Source organism: Vibrio sp. NH-UV-68 (genome assembly GCF_042940635.1).
GTDB classification, from domain to species: domain Bacteria; phylum Pseudomonadota; class Gammaproteobacteria; order Enterobacterales; family Vibrionaceae; genus Vibrio; species Vibrio pacinii.
The window spans coordinates 945,693-970,501 of record NZ_CP134975.1 but is presented as its reverse complement, the minus strand read 5'-3'; the positions used below and the strand labels follow the sequence as shown (position 1 = coordinate 970,501).

The window sequence follows — 24,809 nt, the reverse complement described above, 5'->3', positions numbered from 1 at the left end:
AGCAATAAGAGTGGGTAGTTCAATACGTATCACGGCAATCACCTAGCCTTAATTATTTTTATAGAATTTGATTGAGTTGTTCGATTACGTCACTGGTTTTGACGTGGAGTAAGTAGCTGTAGCCGAGAAACGCGCCACTCCATAGCACGACAAAGCCTACAAATATCGACCACAAAGGCACCTGCTTACTCAATTTGTACTTAGAACGCACCACATGCTCAGTGGCGCTCGTGAGCTGAGCAATATCGGCCTCATTATCTCGATTAAGCAATTTGTGCAACTGACTAATGACTTTCTCACGCTCAATCTTCCCTGATTCAATCACGCGATATTTGCCTTCGAAACCAAGCACTAAACATTGATAGATGAATTCAAGCAACGGTTTGTACTGTTCAGGTTCAGCTTCAAGACGCTTAAGGATGGTAAAAACTTTTTCGCCTCCCCACGTTTCATTATGAAAGCGCGAGAGCATGGAATGCTCTGCCCAAACTGTTGATGCGCCCCACGACGTTCCCATCACAGACTCGTCCAAAAACGTACACAGAATGTAGCGATAAGCCATTAACACCGCGTGTTCATAACCAAGCTCCGTGAGCTCAATTTCAATGGTTTTGATCTCTTCAACAGTCTGCTCATAAATGGCTTCAATATTGTCACACTCAGCCAGTTGGCGAACTCGCAGTGCCAAACCAAGCAGCGGGGTCGCCGCATCAATCAATGGGTTATTCAAACTGCCGCGCATCTGAAACCAGTAGTCCTGGTCATGATTGATTCTCTCGACATCATCAAATAGCAAGCTGCTGTATTTACTGTCTTTTTTATTGATATCCATGCTTAACTCCTGATTGCCCAGAACTGCAGATCGAGTTCTTCAAATGCCGCTGCCACGTGGAACGCAAAACCACTAGAGTGCTGAAGCATACTCCAGGCACTGCTGGTCTTATCCAATTGGTAATAGGTGTAACCCGCGTGATAAGGAAGCTGACGTGGTGCAACTGGCAACGCAACCAGAGGGACACCAGGCAATTGCAGTGAAATAAGCTCACGAATTTTCTCAACAGACGAAACTTTGGTTTGCTGAGTGAATTGACGACGCAGCTCATCCATTGGCATACGCGCCTTGACAGCGATAATAAAGTCAGCGCTCGCCATCAACTGTGGATCTTGAATTGGCGCGACCATCAAGCCGTACTTACGTTTATCTAACTGAATGGATACCGCTCTCGGTTCAAGTACCACACTGAGCGACTGACGTAGATTACGGATCAAAGGCCAGAACGACTCCGTTGGCATATCATGGTTATAGCTAACGGTTTTCGGTGGCAGACGGCTTTCGTCGGTAAAGGTCGCTAGTTCACCAGCCACTGTTGACAGACATTCAAACAAGCGCTCTGGGTGGAGACTACGTAACTCTGCCAAATGTTGCATCTGCGGCTGTAAGCGGTTTAGAGCTTGCAGCAACATAAAGTCAGACACATCCGCAACACCACCTTGTGATGGTGAACTAATACGCTGAGCAATATTCTTGGCGCGTTCACGCATCAGACCTGAAATTTCATTAACAAAACGGTGCAAAGCTACATTACCGACCACATTGAGGTGACACGGAATAAAATCGGCGTCCATCACCACACTGCCATCAGGACGTTTTTCTAAAATGCGACCGACCGCCATTGACGCATACGCGCTACGATCTTCTTTCTCAAGCATCAATTGAATGCGCATCGGTGACACATCAATGGTCGTCATGTCGCCTTGTACGGTATGGACATCACGAACTTCAAGGCGGCGGCTTTCATAGCGCCCTGTGCCTTGAACTTCTGGCCAGTTAACCTCCATTAAGGACTCACTACGCAGCGGAATTGCTAGGTAAACCAGTTGATTTGCTAGCGATGCATCTTCTATTTCTAACGCGTCAGGCAGTGTATCTTCTTGAGGAATACGGAACGCAGTACCGTCAGGCATAATGCCAACAGCACGTTCAATCGCGATACGACCGAAAGAGAGGTATTCTGGGTTTAACGAGAATTCTGACACACCATATAGATAACGACTCACCGAACTCATGCGTTCGTCGATATAGTATTCTGTGTATCTTTGCTGCTGTTGGAAGTGCTGAGGCTTTATAAATAAGCCTTCATTCCAAATAACACGATTGCGTGCAAACATCTTGTCTATTCCACCTTTTCCAACTTCACGTCGTATTCATCTAGAAGCATCAAAAGGTGATACTCCCTGCCTTTGTTTAGTACTTTGACCGCTTTCTTCCACTCACTCAGCTCAATATCGGAGAAGTTCGCCATGATGCCGATATAATTAGTCTCTTCATCGACTTCGATCTGATTGACGAATTTAAACTGCCCTGGCATCAAGACATAGTCATAGCTTTTGACGAAATTACTTTTCAGTGCTTTCTCATAATCCGCTTTCAACTGGTCATAACTTGATGACATAAACATCGAGTCGTCCACCAGCTCAAACACTTGAATTTCGACTGGTGATGCCTGGCCCCAAAGACTCGGATTAACGTCATCACCTGCGACAATACTGAACGTCACTTTGGTCGGTAACAGCGTAGGATCGTAACGTTCCGGTTCGCTGCTACACGCAGTGAGGATCACAGTGAGAAAGCCCATCCATAACAGATTTCTCACACCTAAAACTCCAGTTGCTTCTCGCGAATCTTCTTGTCGTACGCTTGCTCAAAAATTTCCCAGAACAGTTTTTCAAAGCCTTGTTGGCGATGTGAGGTCAGCTCTTGGTAATAATTGCAGTACATATTCCACGCCCAGGCGTCTGTGTCGTGGGCAGTATCTTGATGAGATCGCTTGTAGTTTTGGAAACGACGTTGCAGCACCTGTGGCGAAAATGCGCCAAGAATCTGGTTTAACGCTTCACCAGTAGCATGTTGCATCGCTTCATTGTGCGCTTGAACATTACGTAAGCTTTCTGCAATGGCTGCCGGCGCCGACAAATGCACGGCACTTTTCTCTGCGTCATACAAGGTTTTGATTGTCTCTTGGTAAGACAAACCTAAACGCAACGGGTTATCTTCAATCGGCTGCAAATTACGGTTCAAGGTGCCAAATCGGCCGTTACAGACCTGTTGATGTAAATCAAGCAACCCTTGAATACACGCTTGTAACGATTCACCCATTTCTTGCGAGAGCATGTGCATGCGCTCAATATCATCCGTTTGATCAACTTGTACGCCTAAACCATTAAGCATCGGCCCGGTCAATAGGTGACCACCTGTTGCTGACTGGCTGTGATTCGTACTTGGTTCTGGTTGAATGCTTTTTGCTACTTCTTCCTCTAGCAAATCTAATGTCTGCTCGTCCATTTGGAGGCCCTCTGAAACGTTGTCGTGAGTTATCTGTTGTTGTGATTCAAGCTGACTAGCTTGTTCAATATTGGTTTGTTGCATCGGTTTGCTCGGCGCTGCTGCTTTCTTGCCAAAGCCAAAGCTAAGAATGCGTTTCAGCGTCATTGATGAGCTAATTTCATTATCACTGTCTGCTTGCACGGTAAAATTCGGCGTACGCAGGGTTAAATCTTCTTCAGGAACAATCGAGTGCTGCTCGTCTTCCCTTGCCGTTTCAAGTTGACCGTCAATCAGTGACTCTTGCTCGCTGCCGATCATAAGTTCATCAAGCGCCGCTAATGGCTCGGTGCTGATTTCGCTCTCTTGCTCACCCTCTGTGTCGATATCGAACGTATCATCGGCAAGCAAGTCAGTACTTGTTTCTTCAAATAATTGACTCAATGGACCCGCAGTGTGATCTTCTTCGTAGTCACCTAGCATTACTCGCAGTTGGTAAGGACCAATGTTGATGTGGTCTTTGTGAACCATTTTCGCCAGCAATCCTTTGCCGATCGGCATTTCGGTCCCATTAACGAATGTCTCGCCACTTAAGTCACGCAGACAGAAGGCACCATCAAACATCAACACTTCACAGTGCTCACTTTTAACTTGACCCTGACCATCTTTGAGCAGCCATTTACTGTGTGACCCAGAGCCAATAATGCCGCCGGATTTGTCCCACTGCATCGCAGCAGAAAGGCCTGATTCCAGTCGCTGTGCGTTTATCACTAACAGGGTGAGATTAGGTTGAGCCGAAGAATCCATTGTTATTGCCTTACTTGTATTAATACACTTTTCTCTTGTGAGCTGGTGCCAAGAAACGATGTCCAGCCAAGTGCAATACCCGACTGTTCGCCCAATACGAAATCAGGGGCTTCATCGTCATCCATAGTCAGCTCCAAGTCGTATGCCATTTGCTCACGTAATATAAATTCAACCAGTTTGCATAGCGGTTCAAACTCTTGTCCTGATGGTAAAAAGTCAGAGAACTTACTGCGCGATAGTTGGCGAATACAGATCGTAAACTTACCGTTGCAGTCAATAATCGATTCACCCACCATGCTGGTCACGCCCAGTTGTGAATTTGCTTTACCCAAGGTCGTTTGCTGAGCCGGGTCAATCAGCACTTTACGTCGCGTCCATTGGCGAATTTCAACATCGTCCAAATCAAAACAGTGGGCAATGATCCCAGACACCACTTGCGGCGAGCGACTTCGCCCTGCCAACGTGCCTGAGTAAGCCAACATCTTGCACCAGTTGATTGGCGTATCACCGCGCAAATCAGGCGAACCTAAGCCAACAAGTGACAGTAATTGAGCGGAAAAATCGTCCTGAGCGTCAGGTTGAAAACGCACAAAATAGCGATACTTACGCCAAATTCGGTACACCAGATTGATTAGTCGGTTGTTAAAAAAGTCGAAAAATGGCTGCTTAAAACCACCTGGCTCTTCGTTTAATAATTGTTCGACCACAAACCCTGGTAGTGGTGATTGCGCTCCTGACAAACCAAAGAAATTAGTCAGCATGACCAAACGTTGGTCATCCCGCTTATCAAGCCGACTGACATCAGACGGTGAAAAGCCGAGACTCGGGTTGCCACTAAATACCAATTTGCACTGGCGCTCCCAATCGTCATTTTCCGGATTTAATTCAAATAGCTTTTGCAGCAACTCAACCAGCTGATAAAAGTTGTAGTCATGAACGTCTTGTGGCAACACGGCCTCAACGGTTTGACTCAACTCATCCGCTAAATGAGTGGTTGCATCCCCGTCTGAGTACCCCATGTGTACCTCTCTTGATTGGTGGTATTGACCACATTAAGCTCATGAAATGAGTTAATGCTGGCGTATAAAGCAAAGAAATGACTCAACACGGTACCAAATAGGAACAAATCACCTTCTGAGCCAAAACCTGATTGGTCGATGTATAAGGTGGATTGCAACCCACGAACCGGCAGGCCACGCAATACCTTATCCAGTGGCTTAGATTCTATTTTCTGAATCGCTGCGAGCCGCTGCCTAGAAACCCGCTCGGCTTGGCGATCAACCAAAGCACGAAAATCATAAGCACGTAACACACTGCTTAATGCGTCTTTAGATAACAGCGATAAATAGTTAAGCGACAAGTTGGAAATCAAGGTCCACAATAAACTTCCATCTAACACTGGGCGCAGCGACTGCGAAGGCACAGATAAATTGGCGAACGTGGCAAATGGCGGTGACGTATCGGTGGGTAGGCAAATATCTCCCACACCGAGTTCTAGTGGCAGCAGTCGGTTAGTGCAGTTGAGCTTAATCGAGACCGCTTCATCAACATCAAATGAGACCGTTTCATCACTGCGGACAAACGAGATAAAGGAATCAAAACCATCACCACGAATACTCTCTTTAACGCGAGTGCGGTAATAGAGGGCATTACGATTACGCACTCGCTCAACTTCGTGCTGGAAGCTTTCAAACGAGGAATAGACACGTTTTGCACCACGAACCCGCTTACCTTCACTAGCTGAGTCTTGCCAACCCGTTACCGCCTCGACATTGAAAACTTCATAATGCGATGGGTAACGGCTTGACGGCGCAATACGATATTCAGATTGACGGCCGGACAACGCAATAGGATCAGCATCGTGTTCAAATAAATTGATAATCGGGGTGCAATAAAGCTGAAAATTGTCTTTCTGAACCCGAACATCTGCGGGGAGCGTTTTGGAGAAATGCAGCTGGATAGAAAACGTCCCAGTGACATTTTTCGGGATTGCTCGGTCAAGCCCTACCAAGTCAAAGAAATGAAATGCCTCTGGAAATGACAAGTATTCTTGCAAGACACGATACCCTTCATAGACGTTGGTTGGGTAAGGGAGTAGAGCATCGTCACTATCAAAACCTACGGTTTTAAAACAGCCTTCATCAAGTGGAAACTGAGTGCCATTGACATCAATGGTGACCTTGTCCAAGTAGTGATTAAGCCACAGGTAGATCATCTGTGAGCTGTACTTATCGCCACCCAGATAAAAGCGCAGGCCGTCAAGCAGTGCACTGCCTACTGTGGTGTCTCCTAACATCTCAAGTGATAGGTCAATTGTGGTTGCTTCGCGGGTGTGTTGCGCTCTAACATCAGTGCATGTTAATGGGTAAAGATCGACACTACGACAGATGCTAAAGTGACATTTAGTGCCAAAAACTGGCTTACTGTCTACCTGAGTGCCTTTAGCAATCACCTGCTTTTCACTAACACTTTTATCTGGTTTAAAAGCCAAAATAGTCATGCTTGGGATAGGCCTTAAGTAGTTAGGCCAAAGCATGTTGATCATTGAGTGAGTGAGTTCAGGGAATTCATCCTCGACTTTTTCTCGCAAACGCGCCGTGAGAAAAGCAAACCCTTCAAGCAGTCTTTCGACATCCGGGTCCATTGTTCTACCGTGCAAGAATCGAGAGAGCTGAGGGTGAATTTCGGTAAATTCACGCCCTTGCTCTTTGAGAAAAGCCAGTTCCTCTCTGAAATACTTGTCTTGAGTCATAATCCCTAAATCACTCGATATTGTCTGTTTTGGTCCAAAAGCAAACTGATGTGAACGCGGTCGTGAATTGCATCGCTATTAATTTGTGCCGTTATTCTGAACTGAAGCGACAACGGACTGAATCTGTCCGTCTCAGCAATGACTTCAATGTTCTTGAGTCTCGGCTCAAAATTATGTAAGCAGTTTTGAATCGCTAACTTGACCTTTAGCGACAGATCTAAGGTGTCTAGCGTGGCATCATTGAAATCAATCAATCCCAAACTCGGCGAACTTTGTGCCCCACCAACACGTGTATTTAAGATCTTGGAAACGTTACCTTTAATTGAGTTGAGAACATCATTTGGCTCTGGGCCTTGTGTTAAAGAAACGTTCTTAGCGTTGGCTTCTAAGCGTTCAAAGAAGCCAACACCGAACGTACTTTCTTCAGGAGCAAAGTACGTCATGATGGTTATGCCTGATCTAATCGGCCAACCAGTGACAATTCAAAGTTTGCACCCATGTACTTGAAGTGAGGACGGACAGAAAGAGAAACTTGGTACCAACCTGGGTTACCATCCACATCAGCCACTTCAATCTTCGCTGCACGTAATGGACGACGACTACGAACGTCTGCTGGTGGGTTCTCTTGGTCAGCCACAAACTGCTTGATCCAAGTATTCAACTCACGCTCTAAATCTTGACGCTCTTTCCATGAACCGATCTGCTCGCGTTGCAGTACTTTAATGTAGTGAGCAAGGCGGTTAATGATCATCATGTAAGGTAGCTGAGTACCCAACTTGTAATTGGTTTCCGCTTCTTTCCCTTCTTTAGTATTAGGGAAGATCTTCGGCTTCTGGATTGAGTTTGCCGAGAAGAACGCTGCATTATCGCTGCCTTTACGCATTGTTAGGGCGATAAAGCCTTCTTCTGCTAATTCAAACTCTTTACGGTCAGTAATGAGGACTTCGGTTGGGATCTTCGCCTGAAGCGCACCCATTGACTCGAACACGTGGACAGGAAGATCTTCAACAGCACCGCCACTTTGTGGGCCAATGATGTTTGGACACCAGCGGTATTTGGCAAAACTGTCGGTTAAACGTGTCGCAAACGCGAAAGCAGTGTTGCCCCAAAGGTAGTGTTCATGAGACTGAGAAACACTCTCTGCGTAGTTAAATGACTTAATTGGGTTTTCAGTTGGGTCATAAGGTACACGCAAAAGGAAACGCGGCGCTGCCAAACCTAAGTAACGTGCATCTTCAGATTCACGAAGTGAACGCCATTTGGTGTACTTCGGGCTTTCAAAGATAGATTTAACATCTTTAATATTTGGTAATTCTTCGAACGAATCAATACCGAAAAACTCTGGGCCAACGCTTGAGATAAAGGGAGCATGAGCCATAGCTCCGAGTGACCCCATGTATTGAAGTAACTTCATATCAGGTGTTGATGGCGTAAAGCTAAAGTTACCCACAATCGCACCTGTCGGTTCGCCACCAAACTGGCCATAGCCCGACGAATATACATGTTTGTATAATCCTGACTGGGTGGTTTCTGGTGCAAACTCAAAGTCTTCAAGTAGCTCTTCTTTAGTCACGTGAAGAAGATCAATTTTGTTGTTCTCACCAAAATCGGTACGATCAACCAGTAGTTTTAATCCACGCCATGACGATTCCATCTGTTGGAATTTTTCGTCATGGAGAATTTCATCCATCTGAGCGCTGATTTTTTTATCTAACTCAACCAACATTTGGTCAACGAGAGATTTATTCACGGCTTCGTCAGTTTGTTGCGAGCCAATGAGGTTCTCAATAAACGCAGCGACGCCTTTTTTGGCAATATCGTAGCCTTCTTCACTTGGCGCAATTTTCGTTTGTGCCATGATTTCATCTAGTAAGCCGCCTTCAGCTAACTGGGGTCTTTCTAGTACCGTTTCTGTAGACATCAGGTATTTCCTAATCCATTAAATGACGAATGTTGTTAGTTAGTCTCTTGTTCTATTTTGGCTCTTCGCCAACGATGCTGAGCTCTTCAAGTAATTTGTCGCGTGACTCCTGAGAGTGCAGCAGTTCTTGCAGACGTTCGCGGAACGCAGGGATATTGCCAAGAGGACCTTTCAGAGCCACAAGCGCTTCGCGCAGTTCAATCAACTTGTTAAGCTCTGGGACTTGACTTGCAATTGAATCTGGAGAGAAGTCAGCAAGTGAATTGAAACTCAGCTCAACAGGAAGTTCTGCATTTTCGTCGTCGCTTAACTTACTCGCTACCGAGGTAGACAAGCTAAGTTCACTTTCACGCATCACTGACTCAAAGTTGTTTTTATCAACTGAAACGGTACTACGCTCTTCGACAGGTGTTTCTTCGGTATGGCCTTTAAAGTCACCGACTACTAATGTTTTTAGTGGCAGTTCAACTTCAGCCTGAGCATCGCCGGTAGCAGGAATATATTTAATATTAATCCGCTCTTTAGGAGCAACGCTTCCTTCCTTAGACATAATCAAAGTTCTCCGATATTAATTAAATGGATGGTGGTATTTATGACAAAAGAACCCCGAACCTATATTTTCCAATACAGGCTAATTATTCTTTTTATCAAATATTTTTATTTACACTTATTTGGTCGATAAGATAATCATAATTAAATTATCGATTGCTGATAAAAGTTATGGAATAGACATCACACATAACCCTTAACAACACTAAATGAGGGAATAAGTTATTACGAACCAAGTAAATCAGTCTTTAGGACCACTCTTAAAGTTGATCCTTGCCATAATATCTAACCCTAAATTCATTCTTTTATGACTTAATCAAGCCATAAATAGTCATGATGAAAATACGTTTCTTGTTTAACCAGTTCTGCTTTCATTAACTCGGCCTGAGCAATTTCTTGCTCGGAAAGCGTATCAACAATGTCTTTGTAATCTTGCTCTACTTTCTCGTAGGTTTGCAGCAAACGATCTTGCCCTGCTGTCTCTAGGTAAAGCTCCAAGTACGCTTTGGCTTTGATAAGGTCTCGCTCAATAAACCCATAGCGCTGACTTTGACCACTGTATATCTTAGCTAGTGTGACCAATGACGTCACATCGCCCTGCTCCAAGGCCTTTTGTCGCCATTCAAACGCTCTGTTTAGCTTGCCCTGCTCTTCAAGCAAACTAATGTATTTCTTAGTGGCAGGTATGTACCCAGCCTGCGCTGCTTTTAAATAACTCTGATTCATCGCGGTAATACGATCGCTATCAAAGAAAAACTCACCTTCACCTTGCTCTAAGCGCGCTGCATAAGTCATCTCTGCCTTAGGCAGTTCAAATAGACGGGCTTTATCAAGGTAATATTGAGACAGTGGTCGATCACTGTGGTAAAAATAGCCAGATAACAACAACAACGCACGACCAGGATCATCTGCTCCCAATTCAATGAGTTGGTCATGATACTGGCGTTGGTAACGGTCACGTTTCGCCGCACTAATCCAATCACCAAATTGGTAGATATAATTAAGTGCAAATAAACTTTGACCTTCTGCCGCCTTCTCTAAATAGCGCTGTGCTTGTTGATTAATACGTTCAGTGTGTCTATAACCCAAAGAATCAAGGGCGTAAACATACGCAGCATCCGCGTTGCCTTTATCAGCCGCATACTTGAGGTATTGGCGTGCTTCGCTATTTTTAAACTGCGCTCGCAACAGTGCACCCGTTGAGTAGGCTTCGTCAGCACCCATTTGCTCAATGTGATAATTATTTGATGCAAGAGCGGGATAGCTGAAGCCTATGAAAACCAAAATATAGAGCCTGAACTTAACCAATATTGACACTACTTCCACCTTGTAAAACACCACCACAACTCACGGCATCACCTGCTCTTGCTGCCGGTTTACCATCAATGTTTACTGTCCCTGACCCTGCGGCAATTGTCCGTCCATGGGGAGGGTTATTAGGTTTATCATGCGGAGCGAGTGGATCGCCCTGCCGAGCTGCGGGTATCCCATCGATTTTCACGCTTCCAGAACCAGCAGTCACTGGCGTTGGTGGAAAACCATCATGCTCAGTGCCGATGTGTCCAACAATAATTCCATTACCCATATTGGTATTCTTCTCATTAAATAACTAAGCAGAATTAAATAGCAAATACCGCACCAACATTAATACGGCTAATTATTAATACGAAAGCGATTATTTGTGGTATATCCTTAAGCAATAACCTGTATATATCAAGCAATTTTTTACCACACGATGGGCAATAAGTTGCCAAAAAAATAAATCAGCCAGCTAAATTAGATTAATATAAATTAGATAAATCAAATTCACAAAATTATCACTATTTAATTAATCATGAATTTGCAAACTATCAATAAGCCACCTTAAAAACAATACTATTAATAAGGCGGTGTAATTTCGTTACACTGATTCAGTGAAATTTACTACGAACGCTGTTTACAGTACGGTGTTATTAGTCAACCCTTTATAAGAATATAATGATAGTTCAATAAATAGCTTTAATGCACTCCCATTTTTCGGCTAATAATTTTCTGGATTAATCGGATTGTTTAAGTACATTTACCTCAATAAAATACTCATCCGACATCTAATTTTGAGGTGTTTTTACATAGCAATCAGACATAACCCAAGTGACACAGATCACACTCAGTGATAATATTTGGTCTATTATTGTTTGAGGATATAAAAAGATGGACTGTCGTTTAGGTTGTGGGGCTTGCTGTATTGCTCCAAGTATCTCTTCTGCTATACCGGGAATGCCGGATGGCAAACCGGCCGGAGTGAGATGTGTTCAGCTTAACGAGGACAACTTGTGTAAGCTGTTTGGTAAAGCAGAAAGACCGAAGGTTTGTCACCAGTTTAAACCGTGCATCGAGCTTTGCGGAACTTCGAACCAACAAGCTTTGGCCAATATTATTGAGTTAGAGAGCCTCACCTAAAACGAGTGGCAAGCCAATGCATGTCAGCTACTCATTGTAAATTAATAAAAAAAAGCGATGCTCAGTGGCATCGCTTTTTACTCTGTATTGAGGCGCTATAGCTTTAACCTGCCCAGCAGTGAGTGAGACAGTGTAGTGCCGTCAACCAATTCCAGCTCGCCCCCTACCGGAACGCCATGAGCAATACGACTCGCTTGCACCTGATGTGCACGGCATAGTTCAGCGATGTAGTGAGCGGTCGCTTCACCTTCTACGGTCGGGTTTGTCGCAAGGATGACTTCGTTAACATCACCTCGGCGTAACCGATAGTCTAATACATCAAGACCGATATCACTGGGGCCAATACCATCTAGGGGTGACAGGTGGCCCATCAACACAAAATAGCGACCAGAAAACTGGCCCGTTGCTTCTACTGCTGCAATATCTGCAGGGCTTTCAACGACACAAATCTGGCCATTTTCTTGCCGTTTCGGGTTGGTACAGATGTGGCAAGTCTCTTCTTCTGTAAAAGTACGACACTCATTACAATGACCAATTTCTGTCATCGCTTGACTCAGAGCATCCGCCAGTTGAAGGCCGCCTTTTCTATCACGCTGTAACAAATGAAAGGCCATACGCTGCGCCGACTTGGGGCCAACCCCAGGTAGACAACGTAAGGCCTCCATCAATTGCTCCAGCATATGACTGGTGCGCATTATTTTTTACTCGATTAGAATGGCATTTTCATGCCTGGCGGAAGTTGCATACCACCAGTCACACCAGCCATTTTCTCTTTTTGTGTTTCTTCAACACGGCGAGCAGCATCATTGAACGCCGCAGCGATCAAATCTTCAAGCATTTCTTTGTCATCTTCCATCAAGCTCTCATCGATCTCAACGCGACGAACGCTATGGCTACCAGTAATGGTTATTTTCACTAGTCCAGCGCCTGACTCGCCAGTGATTTCCATATTTGCGATTTCTTCTTGAAGCTTTTGCATGCGATCTTGCATTTGCTGGGCTTGCTTCATCAAGTTACCCATACCGCCTTTACCAAACATGTTTATCTCTCTGGTTATTTAGCTTGTTTTGTTATTAGATGGGGCCAAATCACTTAAGTTCAACCCCAGTAAATTAAATCGGTCGTACGCTGTCTTTGTCGAGTTGAGCACTAAAGCGTCGCTCGATAAACTGTACATTTTGATCGTTATCCAAACTGTTAAATGCCTGTTGAAGTCGACCTTGATAAAGTCTGTCTCGTAATTCCAGCGGGGTTTCACCGCTCTCTCCCACTTCAACACTCAAGTGACACTCTTCACCCAGCACACGATTAAGTTCTTCAAGAAGTTCACTTTGTGCCTTGTCGGTATCTAAGTGTGCTTGAGACGATCTCAATGTCAGCGCAATAGATGCACCGTTTTTTTGATAGCTGGAGTTCAGCGCAAGTTGCTCGGTGAGTTTTGCCGTATTAAGTTGGCTGATCAATTTAGCCCACTCATCTAAGGCTAAGCTCTCATCGACCAACTTCTGTGCCATTTCAGGGGTCTTTTCATGTTCCAATGCTTTTTTTAGTAGCGTTGGCGTCAGCTGTGACACTGGCTTTTGTTTTGGAGGCAGTGTCGGCTTCCACTGATAAGGTTCATCCTTAGCTGACTCAGAGACTTGAGCAGATTGCGTGGAAGACGGTGACGACACCTGCCCTGAACCGGCGTGCTTTTTCGCAACGCGCTCAAGAACAGACTCTGTTTTTTTTGCAGATGCCGTATTAGCCTTTTTTGGCGAATTACTCTGTCCTGGGGTCAACCCTTTACGTTGAGAACGTAATTGGTGTCGCAGGCCACTTATTGGCGATGAAGAACGCGGCTCCTCAGGTTGTACTGATGGTGGAGCTTGAGGCGCCATCTGATTGGGTGGCTGTGACTCATTAGTCGCAGGCATAGCATAATCAGGATCATCATATTGAGGTGGCCCAGACATATAGTCCGGAACAGGTGGAGCCTGGTCATTGTTAACAAGTGGCGCCGACTGAGGGACTGGAGGCGTGTCAACTCGGGCAACCGTTTGAGCCTGTGGCGCTGACGCTACAGGCGCACTTGGCGCAGATATCGCAGGGGCTGCCTGAGTGGAAATCATCGCCGCTTGCGGCTGAACGGGTCTAAACGCCATCATGCGCAAAATAACCATCTCTAAACCAATACGTTCAGAAGGTGCCAAAGGTAAATCTTGACGTCCTTTCAATACGATTTGGTAATAGAGCTGAACATCTTGTGGCGTTAATGCTCGACTGAGTAATTCAATTTTTTCGGCATCTGGCTGAGTCATATCAAGCGTGGCAGGCAATGCGTGGTACATAGCAAGGCGATGCAGTTGAGTAGCTAACTGTTGGAGTAAACCATCCCACTCAACCCCATTTTGTGCCAATGAAGAGAGACAATCCATAGCAACTTGGGGTTGCTTTGAACTGATCGCTTCGAGTAAATGTATTGCTTGATCGGTATCGAGTGTTCCCAACATATGGGTAACACTGTCAGTCATCACCTTCCCGTTACCCAGTGCAATCGCTTGATCAGTCAAACTTAACGCGTCACGCATACTGCCATCAGCGGCATGGGCAATCATACCAAGGGCGCGCGTCTCTGCTTCGACCTGTTCTTTTTGTAACGTTTGCTTAAGCTGCTCATGAATCGTATCAACACTGATCGGTTTAAGATGAAACTGTAAACAACGAGACAAAATCGTCATTGGTAACTTTTGCGGATCCGTCGTCGCAAGAAGAAACTTCACATACTCCGGTGGCTCTTCAAGCGTTTTCAACAGTGCATTAAAACTGTGACGCGAGAGCATGTGCACTTCATCGATCAGGTAAACCTTAAATCGGCCACGCGCTGGTTTGTACTGCACGTTGTCGAGTAATTCACGAGTATCTTCAACTTTGGTACGCGATGCTGCATCTATCTCTAGCAGATCAACGAAGCGACCTTGATCGATTTCCTGGCAAGTATCACAGACACCACAAGGGGTAGCAGTAATCCCCGTTTCACAATTTAGCCCTTTCGCAAATAATCGACCAATGGTCGTTTTACCCACACCACGCGTACCACTAAATAAATAAGCATGATGAAGACGATTTTGAGCCAATGCATTTTCTAATGCGGTTAAAACGTGGGCTTGACCGACAACTTGATCAAATTTAGTCGGTCGCCACTTTCGCGCTAAAGCAAGATAACTCATGAAACTGTACCCATATATAGCCTAGCCGATTAGTGACCTTCAAATTCACAGATGCTATAAACGTTGAGGCCAAGGCCTTCAAGTCGTTTATCACCACCAATTTCAGGAAGGTTAATCACAAATGCAGCGTGTTCCACCACACCACCGAGTTGTCGAATTAGCTTAGTTGTGGCTTCAATCGTGCCGCCTGTCGCTAGTAAGTCATCAACAACCAACACTTTGTCGCCTTCACGGATTGCATCGACGTGAATTTCTAGTGTATCTGTACCGTACTCTAACTCATAAGATTGAGCGATGGTTTTACGTGGCAGTTTGCCTGGTTTACGTACTGGGACAAAACCGACACCGAGCTCTAGCGCAAGCGGTGCACCAAAAAGAAAACCACGCGCTTCGGTACCAACAATTTTAGTAAACCCCATCTCTTTATAGCGGTCTACGAGCAGTTGAATGGTGGCCTGATAAGCCTGGGCATCTTCCATCAAGCTAGTCACATCACGAAACAGAATGCCTGGTTTTGGGTAATCGGCAATGCTTTGGATGCTAGATTTGATTTGCGCAATAGTTTCAGTTGTCATAACTCTTTACTTAGATTGGCTAATTTATCCATCGATTTGGTCAACAAATGACTGGAGGCGTTAGCACAGTTCTCAGCACAACCTAACCTAGGGTTTCACCAGAAACAGCGACCAAGGTTTATTGTGCCTAAAAAAACAAACGCCCACTATAAAAGCAGGCACACTTCTCAGCAATCTTAGTGATTTTCTTCGCTATCGGCAAGGTACTCAATCACAGGCAAACGAATAAACCAACTGAGCAGAACCACAAGCATGGCCACTAGACCAATCTTTAGCCAGAAATGGGGAACAATCCAAATCGAAAATGAAAAACTTAACACCATACACACCGCACCGCGTGCTTTTACTTTGCGTGATATGGCGCGGTGTTGATGCCAATGTGTGATGATAGGCCCGAAGGTATTGTGTTGATGAAGCCAACGGTGAAAAACAGGGCTGCTGCGCATAAAGCATGCACTGGCTAATAAGATAAAGGGTGTAGTTGGTAAGAGAGGAAGAAAAATACCAATGACGCCTAACACTAGGCTGAGCATGCCAACAAAACTCAGAGCAATTCTACGAATGATGATGGCATACTCCTATCGCATGAGTATTAGAAACCCGAATATCCATTCATTACGCGGATCCAAGTCAGCGTCGCTGGAAGCGTCGGGATCAGTAATACCGCGATAAATCCAAGAAAGTAGAAAATATTATAAGGTTCTTTAAAGTCTTTGTCTGCCATGAGCTTGCTTCTCTAATATAAAGGTAACGAAACGTATGCCCAATTGATTAATCAGATGTTAATAGGTTGGGCTTTTTTTGTTTGTCGCGACTATACCTTAATCACTCGGTGAAAAACACCGAGTGATTATAGGGTTATTAAAGTGCTCATAAAACGTTTAGGCATTTGCTGCACGTCGAATATCGAGGCAAAAACTGCTCGAACCAAGACAACTAAGTGTCAATTGACAAGCCGAGTGAATTGGCAAATCTGTAGTGATAAAGTTCTTCATACAGTTGTCACCAAGAAACACTCCTGCAGGGATGTGCTGAGAAAAGTAACCATTGGCCCATTGCGCATCAAGACCAGCAGGCAGCAGTTCTAACGTGCCTTCAGACAAGTCTGCGACACCAAAAAGTGCCTTGACTGGCGTACTACAATCAGAACACTTGATGCCTCTTTCAAGTAGAGTGGCAAGATCTTTCAAGTCGGCATTAAAAGACTTGAGGTTACGTAAATAGTCATGGAATAACGCTCTGACCAGCAAGGTCGTTGCCGCACCGTGCTTTTCTTCGCTCGCAGAGTCGACCAGATAAAAAACAAACTGTCCGTTTATCAACCATGCGTAGTCAAAAACCAAGGGCATGACGTCCGTTGACTGCAACAGACGGTAGCTGCACTTCCAATCACCTTGGGTGGTATCTTTATCAGGCAATAGCGCATGCAATAAGTCTGTTGCAGCGCTTGGATTATCATCTAAGTACTCTAAGTGCCAATGTAACTCTTGCTCTTCTGGCACATCACCACTATCGATACGAAACCATTGACTAGAAAAATCCCGCTGGTCACTGAGGTGGTTATCAGAGTCATCTAATGTGTTCTCTATAGCACAAGCCAAATGTTGATGATTGCTAATGGGCTTAGCGAGAAAGTCTTTGATGCCATATCTGAGTGCTTTGGCCACATCGGCTATCTCATCAGTCGCAGACACAACAATAAGCGGCAGCGAGGGGTACTCTAAGCTGACTTCTTCGACGAACTCGATACCATCAAGAATGGGCATCGAAAGATCGCACAAAACCAGATCGGGTTCATTGGTCCTTAATTTCTGTAAGCCATCTAATCCATCGTGAGCTTCGACGACTTGATAGCCTTGTGCCAATAGAAAACCCGACGTTATGCGACGAAAAACCGGGTCATCATCTACCAACATAATCATTTTTTGACTCGCATTAGCGAGTGTCGTCGTGTTAGTCGCAACGTCAATTGTTTTATGCATACATCTTCGCCTCACACCTAAAAAGAACGACTGCTTATATTATTATTGTTATTTGTAGTTAAATCGCTCTTTAAAAGTAGCCCCGAAAGCTAATTTATACAAATCTTCCACTTTTGTTCTAGGTTGCATACTATATGTATGGAATATCAAATTTCGCCAAAGTTGTTGATGTGACTCAAGCTTTGACATTTGATATAGATATAAATTAATCAAATTGGTAAAAGTGTGTGTCGAACGCAATGAAATTAGATGATCTCAACCTGTTTAGATTGGTGGTAGAAAATGGGAGTTATACCGCAACTTCCCGTAAAACCATGATTCCTGTCGCTACTATCACGCGACGTATTCAAGCTTTGGAGGAGTCGCTCAATCTACGACTGCTCAATCGTCATGCGCGTAAACTGTCTTTAACAGAAGCTGGCGAACGTTTTTATAGCGAGTGTTCTCCACTACTCGACCGCCTCACCTCTGCCGCAGAAGAGATTACCGACGAATGTCGTGGTGCTGCGGGCAAAATTCGCATTAACTCGCCATCGAACTTAACCAAACGCATGATGATGCCGATGTTTAACGCTTTCATGTGTCAATATCCCGATATTAACATCGAGCTGACCACCAGCAACCACGCCGATCAACTCGACCCCACCGAATGGGATGTTATTTTCCGAGTCGGGCCACAACGCGACTCAAGTTTAATTGCACGTAAGATTAGCTCGGTGGTAGACATTCTGGTCGCAAGCCCAGACTATTTGAACAACAAACCAGCGCTAAGACACGCCGAAGAGCTACACCAACACTCATTACTCAAAGGCGCACCACTGCTTAAATGGCAACTATCGAATAATAGTGGTGAAACCGTCATTAATAATGACAAAGGACGCTTTCAATCTAATACACTCAATGTGGTAAGGAGCGCCTGTTCTGACGGTTTAGGGATTACTTTGATGCCAGATGTGATGATAAAAGAGTACATCGACGATGGTAGCCTAATCCAAGTACTTGAAGACTGGATCGCCAACCCTCGTGATATCTATATGCTCTACAATCACAAAGATCACCTCCCCGAGAAGGTGCGTCTTTTTATCGACTTTGTTATCGCATACAACCTTCACTAAAAAAAAGAGCTTGGCAGTTAGCCAAGCTCTTTTTCCGTTATAGATATTCAACAAATTGGCTTAAATCTCTTTCAGGTACTTTCATTGGAGTACAACCCGGTGTCCCCAAATACAAAAAGCCAACAATTTGGTCTTCGCCTTGCAGGTTAAACGCTTGATGGACTTGCGGGTGGAACATCCACTTTCCTGAGCGCCAAAACGCCTGAAAACCTTGAGCAACTGCGGCCATTTGCATCGCTTGGACAGCGCAGCCCGCCGATAAATGTTGCTCAAACGCTGGCACTTTGTCATGTTCAGTCACCTTGGCAATCACAGTGATCACCATTGGTGCGCGAAATGGGGCATTTTTGACCTTTTCTATCAGGCTCACATCACTGCTTTCAGACTCTGCAGCAGTCACTAGAATTTTCGATAGCTTATTCAGCCCTTCACCTTGTGCAATTGAAAAGCGCCATGGTGTGAGTCCGGCATGATCAGGAGCGCGTAAACCGGCGCGAATGATGTTTTCTAGTGCTTTACCTTCTGGCGCTGGCTCAGACAATTTTGCAATTGAGCGACGGTTGAGCAAGAGATCGAGAGCATCCATTTGGTATCCTTTTGAACGTATTGTTGTTATTTCTTCTTGATAATAACTCTCATCAACAAAAAAGGCGAACCGATTGGCTCGCCTTTGTCTTTAAATGTGATTATGAATAAAAGCGTGCATCAACCCCAGCTCGAGTTAACAAGCCATCACAAGGGGCAAAACGATCACCGTACTTCTGTGCATGCTCGTTCATGATCTCAACAAGTTTCTTGATGCCTATCTGATCCATATACCGGAACGGACCACCTAAGAACGGCGGGAAACCAATACCGAATATAGAACCGATGTCGCCATCACGTGGGCTACGGATAATGCCTTCATCAAGACAGCGAACCGCTTCATTGAGCATTGGTAATACGCAGCGCATAGCGATCTCTTTCTCTGCCATCTTTGACTCAGGCTTCAAGCCTAGCAGTTTGTAAACCGACTTATCGACATCTTTCTTCTTGCCTTTATAACTATAAAAGCCTTTGCCGCTCTTACGTCCTTTACGACCATCATTAAGCAGCTTATCGAATACATCTGGCCCTTGGAATCGTTCACCAAGCTCTGCAACCAAGATAGGCATAATTTTAGCACCAATATCAACACCCACTTCGTCGAGTAGCGTTATCGGTCCAACAGGGAAACCGAAGTTGAGCAGCGCAGTATCGAGTTGCTCAATGGGCTCACCAGTCATCAACACTTGAGCGGCTTCATTCATGTAAGGCGCCAGAATGCGGTTAACATAAAAACCTGCACAATCTTTGACCACAATCGGCGTTTTGCCTTGCTTACGCGCAAACTCAACCACGGTTGAAATGGTTTCATCAGAAGTACCTTGATGAGGAATGACTTCGACCAATGGCATCTTTTCTACAGGGCTGAAGTAGTGTAAACCGACCACATTTTCAGGGCTCTGTGCTTTCTCAGCAATCTGATGAATTGGCAGTGACGACGTATTAGTCGCAAAAATGGTCTCGGGCTTGGCGTTTTGCTCAACATCGGCCACCATCTGCTGTTTAAGCGCCAAATCTTCAAATACCGCTTCAATCACCATATCGGTATGATTAAACGTCGTAAAATCAGTCCCTCCCGATAATTGCATCATCTTATTTTGCAACTGCACTTTTGAGATAATGCGGCGTTTTCTTTGTTTCTCAAACAACTTGAAGTTGTACTTGAGCGCGTTTAAAACACCATCATTTGACACATCTTTAATGCGTACCGGTACTTTGGCTTTGGCTACGCTGACATGGCTTATCCCTGCCCCCATTAAACCACCACCGAGTACGGCCGCACGCGCAATGGTTCTTGGCTCGGCGTCACTGCCGTTGTCTTTCTTCATTTCAGTAGTAGCAAAGAAAATTGATCGCAGCGCTTTTGATTCTGGCGTCATAACTAGCTCACCGAAACGCTCTGCTTCTTTCTGCAGACCTTTCTCGAACCCTTTTTCAAGACCAAAACGAATAACATCTAAAATCGCGTCTGCCGCTGGGTAATTACCTCGCGTTTTTTGACGCGTTTTCTTCGCCGCTTGCTCAAAAATCACTTTGCGTCCGAGCCCAGTGTTAGCCATCAACTTCTCTTTGGTTGAGGCTTTAGGCTTGGCTTTGTTGCTATGTGCATTTTTCTCGACAAAGCTTTTCGCAACATCAAGTAGCACAGTCTGAGGAACAACGGCATCCGCCACGCCCAGTTTTTTGGCTTTCTTCGCACGCAATTGTTTACCGGTCAGAATCATATCTAGCGATGGCAATAAACCAATCAGGCGAGGTAAACGCTGAGTCCCACCCGAGCCTGGCAGCAAACCAAGCTGAACTTCTGGCAGACCAAGACGCGTGTTGTCGGAGTCGGTACATACTCGGAAATCACAGGCCAACGCTAACTCTAAGCCGCCGCCTAAACACGGGCCATGAATTGCTGCAACCACCGGGTAAGGCAAGTCTGCCAGCTTCTGGAACATTTGCTGGCCTTTTTCTGCCAATGCTTGCGCTTCTTTGGCACTGGTACACGCATCAAGCATGCGAACATCTGCACCAGCAATAAAGTTGTCAGGTTTTAACGAATGAACGATCAACCCTTTAAGCGCAGATTTTTGCTCTGCTAACTGAGCAAAAATAGCTTCCATTTCATCGGCAAATGCCGCTTGCAAAGTGTTCATTTTCTCGCCAGGAACATCAATAGACAGCCAAGCAATCTGTTGTTCATCAATCGATAATTTAAATGCTGTTTGCTCGCTCATTACTCAACCTCCAATACCATTGCTGCACCTAGACCACCTGCTGCACATGCGGTATTTAATCCCAAACCGCCGCCTCTGCGCTTAAGCTCTCTTAAGGTCTGGGTGATCATACGTGCGCCAGTGGCTGCAAATGGGTGACCATAAGCAATCGAACCCCCTAGCACGTTAAATTTATCCATGTCGATTTCACCAATTGCTTTCGAACGACCTAGTTTTTCTTGAGCAAACTTATCGCTAGCAAACATTTTTACATTCGACAGAGCCTGCGCCGCAAACGCCTCATGCATGTCAATAAGCGTCAGATCAGACAGGGTAATGCCTGCTCTATCAAGTGCCATTGGAGTTGCATAAGAAGGCCCCATCAACATATCGCTTTCAACGCCGATCGCCGAAAAAGCGTATGAGCGGATATAGCCCATAATTTCAAGACCAAGCTCTTTTGCCTTACCTTCACGCATTAACATGATCGCGGCAGCACCATCAGTCAGTGGCGTACTGTTGGCCGCGGTGACACTACCGTATTGGCGATCAAACGCTGGACGCAACTTGGCGTAACCCTCAATGGTAGAATCTTCACGTACGTTATTGTCTTTCGCTATCCACTTTTTATAAGGTTCAGGGAAAGCGGTCATCACCTCCCCTTCAATCTTACCTTGGCTCCACGCTTGGGCCGCTAAGGTGTGAGAGCGATGGGCCAACTCATCTTGGGCTTGGCGAGTAATGCCATGGGACTTCGCCATTTGCTCGGCGGTTTGCCCCATTGATAAACCAGTTGAATACTCAGCGACAGCGGGTGGAACCGGCATTAAGTCTTTTAATGACAGCGTTTTTAAAATACTGAGTTTTTGGCCGATAGTTTTGGTCTTACTGAGGGCCAAAAGGTTTGCAGCAAGCTTTTTCGTCACCCCAATCGGTAACACAGAAGAAGAGTCTGCACCGCCAGCGATTCCGATATCGATGGTGCCCGACATAATGCTTTCAGCAACATTGACCGCAGATTGAAAACTGGTCGCACAAGCACGAGTGACACTGTACGCATCGGTGTGAATGTGCATACCGGTACCTAAAACAATTTCTCGTGCAATGTTTGGCGCTTCTGGCATTTGCACCACCTGACCAAAGACCACTTGCTCGATCAATTTCGGGTCAATGTCTGTGCGAGCAAGCATGTCACTCACCACCATTTTGCCAAGGTCCACGGCTGGCACTTGGCTGAATTCTGTACTTTGACGCGCAAACGGTGTACGCAAACCAGCGACAATCGCGATGCGTTCTCCTGAGCGAGTTTTCACTTCCTGCTTGCCCATTGTTGCTCCTTAATATTTAGAGGTCTGACCACGCCATTGTAACGAGAATGTTAATTCAATCAAACGCTCGTTTGAATAAACGTGACTTATGGCAGATTACCATTACTCGCAATCCCCTCGCGACTTATCGAGAAGGAAAATAACAACAAAAGCGTCGAATTTTTCGGTGGATGCTTACTAGTTTTCGGTGGGTACTGACTAGCTTACTAATAGAGGGGGCAAAAAAAAACCACACAAAACTGTGTGGTCGGAATATATAAAGCAATTAACTAACGCCAATTGAAATAATCAGTTTCCTGATTAGGAGAAAGTAAAGTCAGCCTTCAAAAGGAAGTGTCATCTTGCTCAACTCGCCAGTGAAAACACTGACTAGATGACAGGTGTTACTATAACCGTTAGAGTTTGTTAGATTTTGAAGTAGATCAATTTTAAGTGGATTTGTGCGTTGCGACTGATGATTAAATTGTGCGGCGCTTTTTTCAAGCACTGAAAGCTTGAACCTAATGTCATTTAGCGCAGTCAAACTTAGGTGGTACGCATCCTACTAGGACGCACTGTAAATGGTAACTAAGATAAATAAAAAATATTCAATCAATAGAAGTGACGGATCCATGAGGGAAGCCAAGTGTCTATTATAAATTTTTTTGGAAAGAAAAAGTCCCCCGACCCGGTCAACTCGGATATGGACAGACAAAGAAAATACGAAGCGCTTGTAAGAGCCTATCATAGAGACTTGTTCCGCTACGCTTATTGGCTATGTAAAGACCAAAGCGTTGCTGAAGATCTGGTGCAAGAGACCTGCCTTAGGGCATGGAAATCTCTCGATAGTTTGCAAGATGAAAAGGCCGCCAAATCTTGGCTAATTACGATTTTGCGTCGCGAGAATGCGAGACGCTTTGAACGTAAGCAGTTCGATTTGGTAGATATTGACGATCACGGCAATGATGCCAAGGTCTCCGACGACCCACATCATCAAACCGAATGGATTCAAGCCCAGATCATGAAATTAGAACAAGAGTATCGCGAACCGCTGTTTCTTCAGGTGGTCGGCGGCTTTAGTGGTGAAGAGATCGGCGCGATCTTGGATCTCAATAAAAATACTGTGATGACTCGCTTATTCAGAGCCAGGAATCAACTCAAAGAGATGTTAGATACAGATAGCCAACAGAGAGGGCAGCAAAATGGATGAGTTAGAATTCCGTCGACGCATTATGTCCGATCCAAAATGTCGCGACCAACACATCACCGCGGCCATTAAAGCCAACGACAAAAACAGTCAGTTTGCAGACGAAATTTGCGAACTCGACAAAAAAATTGCCAAAGCGATGACGGTAGATGTTCCTGACGATTTAGCTGATCGAATTTTGTTTAACCAAACCTCGTCAATAAAAGACGATGATAAGGTGGTAAGACCAAATTTTGCGCGCAAAGCGATGGCGATGGCAGCATCGGTTGCTTTTGTCGCGGGTCTATTAGTTGGTCAACTCAACTGGGGCAATGTCGTTATCGCCCCCGCACAAGCCAGCTTGGTTAACACTGCGATTAAACATGTGATCGATGAGCAGCCTTTTGTCGATAAACTCGATGAACAAGTGCCCTCTTCGCAGATAAACGCCAAGATGGTTCCGTTCGAACATCAGCTAGCAGAAAATTTTCCTTATCACGTTTATTACTTGAACCATTGTGGCTTTGGCCAATCGAATGCCTTACATATGGTATTCCAAGGTGAAAAAGGCAAAGTCACCTTGTTTCTCACTGGTATCGCAACAGATAAAACGGTCGACTTTAATGAGCAGGGAATGTCAGGGGTGGTGGAACCGATGGGCAACAACAGTCTGATCTTGGTCGGTGAAGAGGGCGAAAATGTCGCTATCATCGCTCAAAACCTATCAACGATCATCAAAGTCTCAAATTAACAAATGCGTAACATTTTGTGATCGAGGTCATGGCTTGGAAACTCTGTCCAAGCCATTTTTTTAGCATAAAATTAGAGTCAACACTCTAAAAAGACCATTTTTGCA

At 45.1% G+C, this 24,809-nt stretch carries 25 protein-coding genes; 4 read left to right on the top strand and 21 right to left on the bottom strand.

Features of this window, described 5'->3' with window-relative positions:
• Positions 1–58: 58 nt before the first annotated feature.
• The 11 genes from icmH to ViNHUV68_RS04530 form a co-directional block, all read right to left on the bottom strand.
• Complete coding sequence (gene icmH / locus ViNHUV68_RS04580) at positions 59–832, bottom strand: type IVB secretion system protein IcmH/DotU (protein WP_038176964.1); 774 nt, start codon at positions 830–832, stop codon at positions 59–61.
• Positions 833–834: 2 nt separating this feature from the next.
• Positions 835–2,169, bottom strand: coding sequence for a type VI secretion system baseplate subunit TssK (gene tssK / locus ViNHUV68_RS04575; RefSeq protein WP_391089557.1), 1,335 nt, complete (start codon positions 2,167–2,169; stop codon positions 835–837).
• Positions 2,170–2,174: 5 nt separating this feature from the next.
• Positions 2,175–2,654, bottom strand: a complete 480-nt coding sequence (gene tssJ, locus ViNHUV68_RS04570) for a type VI secretion system lipoprotein TssJ (protein WP_157631206.1) — start codon at positions 2,652–2,654, stop codon at positions 2,175–2,177.
• Between the two features lie 2 nt (positions 2,655–2,656).
• The gene (gene tagH / locus ViNHUV68_RS04565) at positions 2,657–4,129 is read right to left on the bottom strand and encodes a type VI secretion system-associated FHA domain protein TagH (protein ID WP_391089555.1); all 1,473 of its coding nucleotides are present in this window, start codon (positions 4,127–4,129) and stop codon (positions 2,657–2,659) included.
• Positions 4,130–4,131: 2 nt separating this feature from the next.
• Positions 4,132–5,148, bottom strand: coding sequence for a type VI secretion system baseplate subunit TssG (tssG, locus tag ViNHUV68_RS04560; RefSeq protein WP_391089554.1), 1,017 nt, complete (start codon positions 5,146–5,148; stop codon positions 4,132–4,134).
• Positions 5,112–6,881 carry a type VI secretion system baseplate subunit TssF gene (gene tssF, locus ViNHUV68_RS04555; protein WP_391089552.1) on the bottom strand — a complete coding sequence of 590 codons (1,770 nt, stop codon included), beginning with the start codon at positions 6,879–6,881 and terminating at the stop codon, positions 5,112–5,114. Before tssF ends, tssG begins: the two co-directional genes overlap by 37 nt.
• Before the next feature lie 5 nt (positions 6,882–6,886).
• Positions 6,887–7,324, bottom strand: a complete 438-nt coding sequence (gene tssE / locus ViNHUV68_RS04550; protein WP_038176975.1) for a type VI secretion system baseplate subunit TssE — start codon at positions 7,322–7,324, stop codon at positions 6,887–6,889.
• 5 nt (positions 7,325–7,329) lie between these two features.
• Positions 7,330–8,805: a type VI secretion system contractile sheath large subunit gene (tssC, locus tag ViNHUV68_RS04545; protein WP_172953568.1), complete on the bottom strand. Its 1,476-nt coding sequence runs from the start codon at positions 8,803–8,805 to the stop codon at positions 7,330–7,332.
• A gap of 49 nt (positions 8,806–8,854) precedes the next feature.
• On the bottom strand, positions 8,855–9,352 hold the full coding sequence (gene tssB, locus ViNHUV68_RS04540; protein WP_038176978.1) for a type VI secretion system contractile sheath small subunit: 498 nt from the start codon (positions 9,350–9,352) through the stop codon (positions 8,855–8,857).
• A gap of 311 nt (positions 9,353–9,663) precedes the next feature.
• Positions 9,664–10,668 carry a sel1 repeat family protein gene (locus tag ViNHUV68_RS04535; RefSeq protein WP_391089549.1) on the bottom strand — a complete coding sequence of 335 codons (1,005 nt, stop codon included), beginning with the start codon at positions 10,666–10,668 and terminating at the stop codon, positions 9,664–9,666.
• A complete protein-coding gene (locus tag ViNHUV68_RS04530) occupies positions 10,652–10,936 on the bottom strand; it encodes a type VI secretion system PAAR protein (protein ID WP_038176979.1) in 285 nt (94 codons plus the stop codon). Before ViNHUV68_RS04530 ends, ViNHUV68_RS04535 begins: the two co-directional genes overlap by 17 nt.
• Before the next feature lie 605 nt (positions 10,937–11,541).
• Between ViNHUV68_RS04530 and ViNHUV68_RS04525 the strand changes: the two genes are divergently transcribed.
• Entirely contained in the window at positions 11,542–11,790 is a 249-nt protein-coding gene (locus tag ViNHUV68_RS04525; protein ID WP_084186063.1) for a YkgJ family cysteine cluster protein, read from the top strand.
• A gap of 95 nt (positions 11,791–11,885) precedes the next feature.
• Here ViNHUV68_RS04525 and recR read toward each other — a convergent pair whose 3' ends face one another.
• From recR to ViNHUV68_RS04490, 7 genes are all read right to left on the bottom strand, one after another.
• Positions 11,886–12,485, bottom strand: coding sequence for a recombination mediator RecR (gene recR, locus ViNHUV68_RS04520; protein ID WP_038176980.1), 600 nt, complete (start codon positions 12,483–12,485; stop codon positions 11,886–11,888).
• A gap of 14 nt (positions 12,486–12,499) precedes the next feature.
• Positions 12,500–12,829, bottom strand: a complete 330-nt coding sequence (locus ViNHUV68_RS04515) for a YbaB/EbfC family nucleoid-associated protein (RefSeq protein WP_038176981.1) — start codon at positions 12,827–12,829, stop codon at positions 12,500–12,502.
• Between the two features lie 73 nt (positions 12,830–12,902).
• Entirely contained in the window at positions 12,903–14,999 is a 2,097-nt protein-coding gene (dnaX, locus tag ViNHUV68_RS04510; RefSeq protein ID WP_391089546.1) for a DNA polymerase III subunit gamma/tau, read from the bottom strand.
• A 29-nt stretch (positions 15,000–15,028) separates the two neighbouring features.
• On the bottom strand, positions 15,029–15,574 hold the full coding sequence (gene apt, locus ViNHUV68_RS04505; protein WP_038176983.1) for an adenine phosphoribosyltransferase: 546 nt from the start codon (positions 15,572–15,574) through the stop codon (positions 15,029–15,031).
• Positions 15,575–15,750: 176 nt separating this feature from the next.
• Complete coding sequence (locus ViNHUV68_RS04500; protein ID WP_051686572.1) at positions 15,751–16,107, bottom strand: YbaN family protein; 357 nt, start codon at positions 16,105–16,107, stop codon at positions 15,751–15,753.
• A 59-nt stretch (positions 16,108–16,166) separates the two neighbouring features.
• Positions 16,167–16,298: a hypothetical protein gene (locus ViNHUV68_RS04495; protein WP_157631207.1), complete on the bottom strand. Its 132-nt coding sequence runs from the start codon at positions 16,296–16,298 to the stop codon at positions 16,167–16,169.
• 157 nt (positions 16,299–16,455) lie between these two features.
• On the bottom strand, positions 16,456–17,556 hold the full coding sequence (locus ViNHUV68_RS04490) for a response regulator (protein WP_391089544.1): 1,101 nt from the start codon (positions 17,554–17,556) through the stop codon (positions 16,456–16,458).
• 239 nt (positions 17,557–17,795) lie between these two features.
• Between ViNHUV68_RS04490 and ViNHUV68_RS04485 the strand changes: the two genes are divergently transcribed.
• On the top strand, positions 17,796–18,671 hold the full coding sequence (locus tag ViNHUV68_RS04485) for a LysR family transcriptional regulator (protein ID WP_038176988.1): 876 nt from the start codon (positions 17,796–17,798) through the stop codon (positions 18,669–18,671).
• A 37-nt stretch (positions 18,672–18,708) separates the two neighbouring features.
• Here the strand turns inward: ViNHUV68_RS04485 and ViNHUV68_RS04480 are convergent, their stop codons facing one another.
• From ViNHUV68_RS04480 to fadI, 3 genes are all read right to left on the bottom strand, one after another.
• On the bottom strand, positions 18,709–19,257 hold the full coding sequence (locus ViNHUV68_RS04480; protein ID WP_038176990.1) for an NAD(P)H nitroreductase: 549 nt from the start codon (positions 19,255–19,257) through the stop codon (positions 18,709–18,711).
• A 100-nt stretch (positions 19,258–19,357) separates the two neighbouring features.
• Positions 19,358–21,481 carry a fatty acid oxidation complex subunit alpha FadJ gene (fadJ, locus tag ViNHUV68_RS04475; protein ID WP_391089541.1) on the bottom strand — a complete coding sequence of 708 codons (2,124 nt, stop codon included), beginning with the start codon at positions 21,479–21,481 and terminating at the stop codon, positions 19,358–19,360.
• On the bottom strand, positions 21,481–22,788 hold the full coding sequence (fadI, locus tag ViNHUV68_RS04470) for an acetyl-CoA C-acyltransferase FadI (RefSeq protein WP_038176994.1): 1,308 nt from the start codon (positions 22,786–22,788) through the stop codon (positions 21,481–21,483). The genes fadJ and fadI overlap by 1 nt, the downstream gene beginning before the upstream one ends.
• 682 nt (positions 22,789–23,470) lie before the next feature.
• Here fadI and ViNHUV68_RS04465 point away from each other — a divergent pair.
• Together ViNHUV68_RS04465 and ViNHUV68_RS04460 are read left to right on the top strand one after the other, a co-directional pair.
• Positions 23,471–23,977 carry a sigma-70 family RNA polymerase sigma factor gene (locus ViNHUV68_RS04465; RefSeq protein WP_245609306.1) on the top strand — a complete coding sequence of 169 codons (507 nt, stop codon included), beginning with the start codon at positions 23,471–23,473 and terminating at the stop codon, positions 23,975–23,977.
• A complete protein-coding gene (locus tag ViNHUV68_RS04460) occupies positions 23,970–24,704 on the top strand; it encodes a DUF3379 family protein (protein ID WP_391089539.1) in 735 nt (244 codons plus the stop codon). The genes ViNHUV68_RS04465 and ViNHUV68_RS04460 overlap by 8 nt, the downstream gene beginning before the upstream one ends.
• Positions 24,705–24,809: the final 105 nt, after the last annotated feature.

What these genes read in the sequence shown, in the direction of transcription:
- icmH (WP_038176964.1), bottom strand. Translation starts at nt 832, where the DNA reads ATGGATATCAATAAAAAAGACAGTAAATACAGCAGCTTGCTATTTGAT.
- tssK (WP_391089557.1), bottom strand. Translation starts at nt 2,169, where the DNA reads ATGTTTGCACGCAATCGTGTTATTTGGAATGAAGGCTTATTTATAAAG.
- tagH (WP_391089555.1), bottom strand. Translation starts at nt 4,129, where the DNA reads ATGGATTCTTCGGCTCAACCTAATCTCACCCTGTTAGTGATAAACGCA.
- tssG (WP_391089554.1), bottom strand. Translation starts at nt 5,148, where the DNA reads ATGGGGTACTCAGACGGGGATGCAACCACTCATTTAGCGGATGAGTTG.
- tssF (WP_391089552.1), bottom strand. Translation starts at nt 6,881, where the DNA reads ATGACTCAAGACAAGTATTTCAGAGAGGAACTGGCTTTTCTCAAAGAG.
- tssE (WP_038176975.1), bottom strand. Translation starts at nt 7,324, where the DNA reads ATGACGTACTTTGCTCCTGAAGAAAGTACGTTCGGTGTTGGCTTCTTT.
- tssB (WP_038176978.1), bottom strand. Translation starts at nt 9,352, where the DNA reads ATGTCTAAGGAAGGAAGCGTTGCTCCTAAAGAGCGGATTAATATTAAA.
- ViNHUV68_RS04530 (WP_038176979.1), bottom strand. Translation starts at nt 10,936, where the DNA reads ATGGGTAATGGAATTATTGTTGGACACATCGGCACTGAGCATGATGGT.
- ViNHUV68_RS04525 (WP_084186063.1), top strand. Translation starts at nt 11,542, where the DNA reads ATGGACTGTCGTTTAGGTTGTGGGGCTTGCTGTATTGCTCCAAGTATC.
- recR (WP_038176980.1), bottom strand. Translation starts at nt 12,485, where the DNA reads ATGCGCACCAGTCATATGCTGGAGCAATTGATGGAGGCCTTACGTTGT.
- ViNHUV68_RS04515 (WP_038176981.1), bottom strand. Translation starts at nt 12,829, where the DNA reads ATGTTTGGTAAAGGCGGTATGGGTAACTTGATGAAGCAAGCCCAGCAA.
- dnaX (WP_391089546.1), bottom strand. Translation starts at nt 14,999, where the DNA reads ATGAGTTATCTTGCTTTAGCGCGAAAGTGGCGACCGACTAAATTTGAT.
- apt (WP_038176983.1), bottom strand. Translation starts at nt 15,574, where the DNA reads ATGACAACTGAAACTATTGCGCAAATCAAATCTAGCATCCAAAGCATT.
- ViNHUV68_RS04500 (WP_051686572.1), bottom strand. Translation starts at nt 16,107, where the DNA reads ATGCTCAGCCTAGTGTTAGGCGTCATTGGTATTTTTCTTCCTCTCTTA.
- ViNHUV68_RS04495 (WP_157631207.1), bottom strand. Translation starts at nt 16,298, where the DNA reads ATGGCAGACAAAGACTTTAAAGAACCTTATAATATTTTCTACTTTCTT.
- ViNHUV68_RS04490 (WP_391089544.1), bottom strand. Translation starts at nt 17,556, where the DNA reads ATGCATAAAACAATTGACGTTGCGACTAACACGACGACACTCGCTAAT.
- ViNHUV68_RS04485 (WP_038176988.1), top strand. Translation starts at nt 17,796, where the DNA reads ATGAAATTAGATGATCTCAACCTGTTTAGATTGGTGGTAGAAAATGGG.
- ViNHUV68_RS04480 (WP_038176990.1), bottom strand. Translation starts at nt 19,257, where the DNA reads ATGGATGCTCTCGATCTCTTGCTCAACCGTCGCTCAATTGCAAAATTG.
- fadJ (WP_391089541.1), bottom strand. Translation starts at nt 21,481, where the DNA reads ATGAGCGAGCAAACAGCATTTAAATTATCGATTGATGAACAACAGATT.
- fadI (WP_038176994.1), bottom strand. Translation starts at nt 22,788, where the DNA reads ATGGGCAAGCAGGAAGTGAAAACTCGCTCAGGAGAACGCATCGCGATT.
- ViNHUV68_RS04465 (WP_245609306.1), top strand. Translation starts at nt 23,471, where the DNA reads ATGGACAGACAAAGAAAATACGAAGCGCTTGTAAGAGCCTATCATAGA.
- ViNHUV68_RS04460 (WP_391089539.1), top strand. Translation starts at nt 23,970, where the DNA reads ATGGATGAGTTAGAATTCCGTCGACGCATTATGTCCGATCCAAAATGT.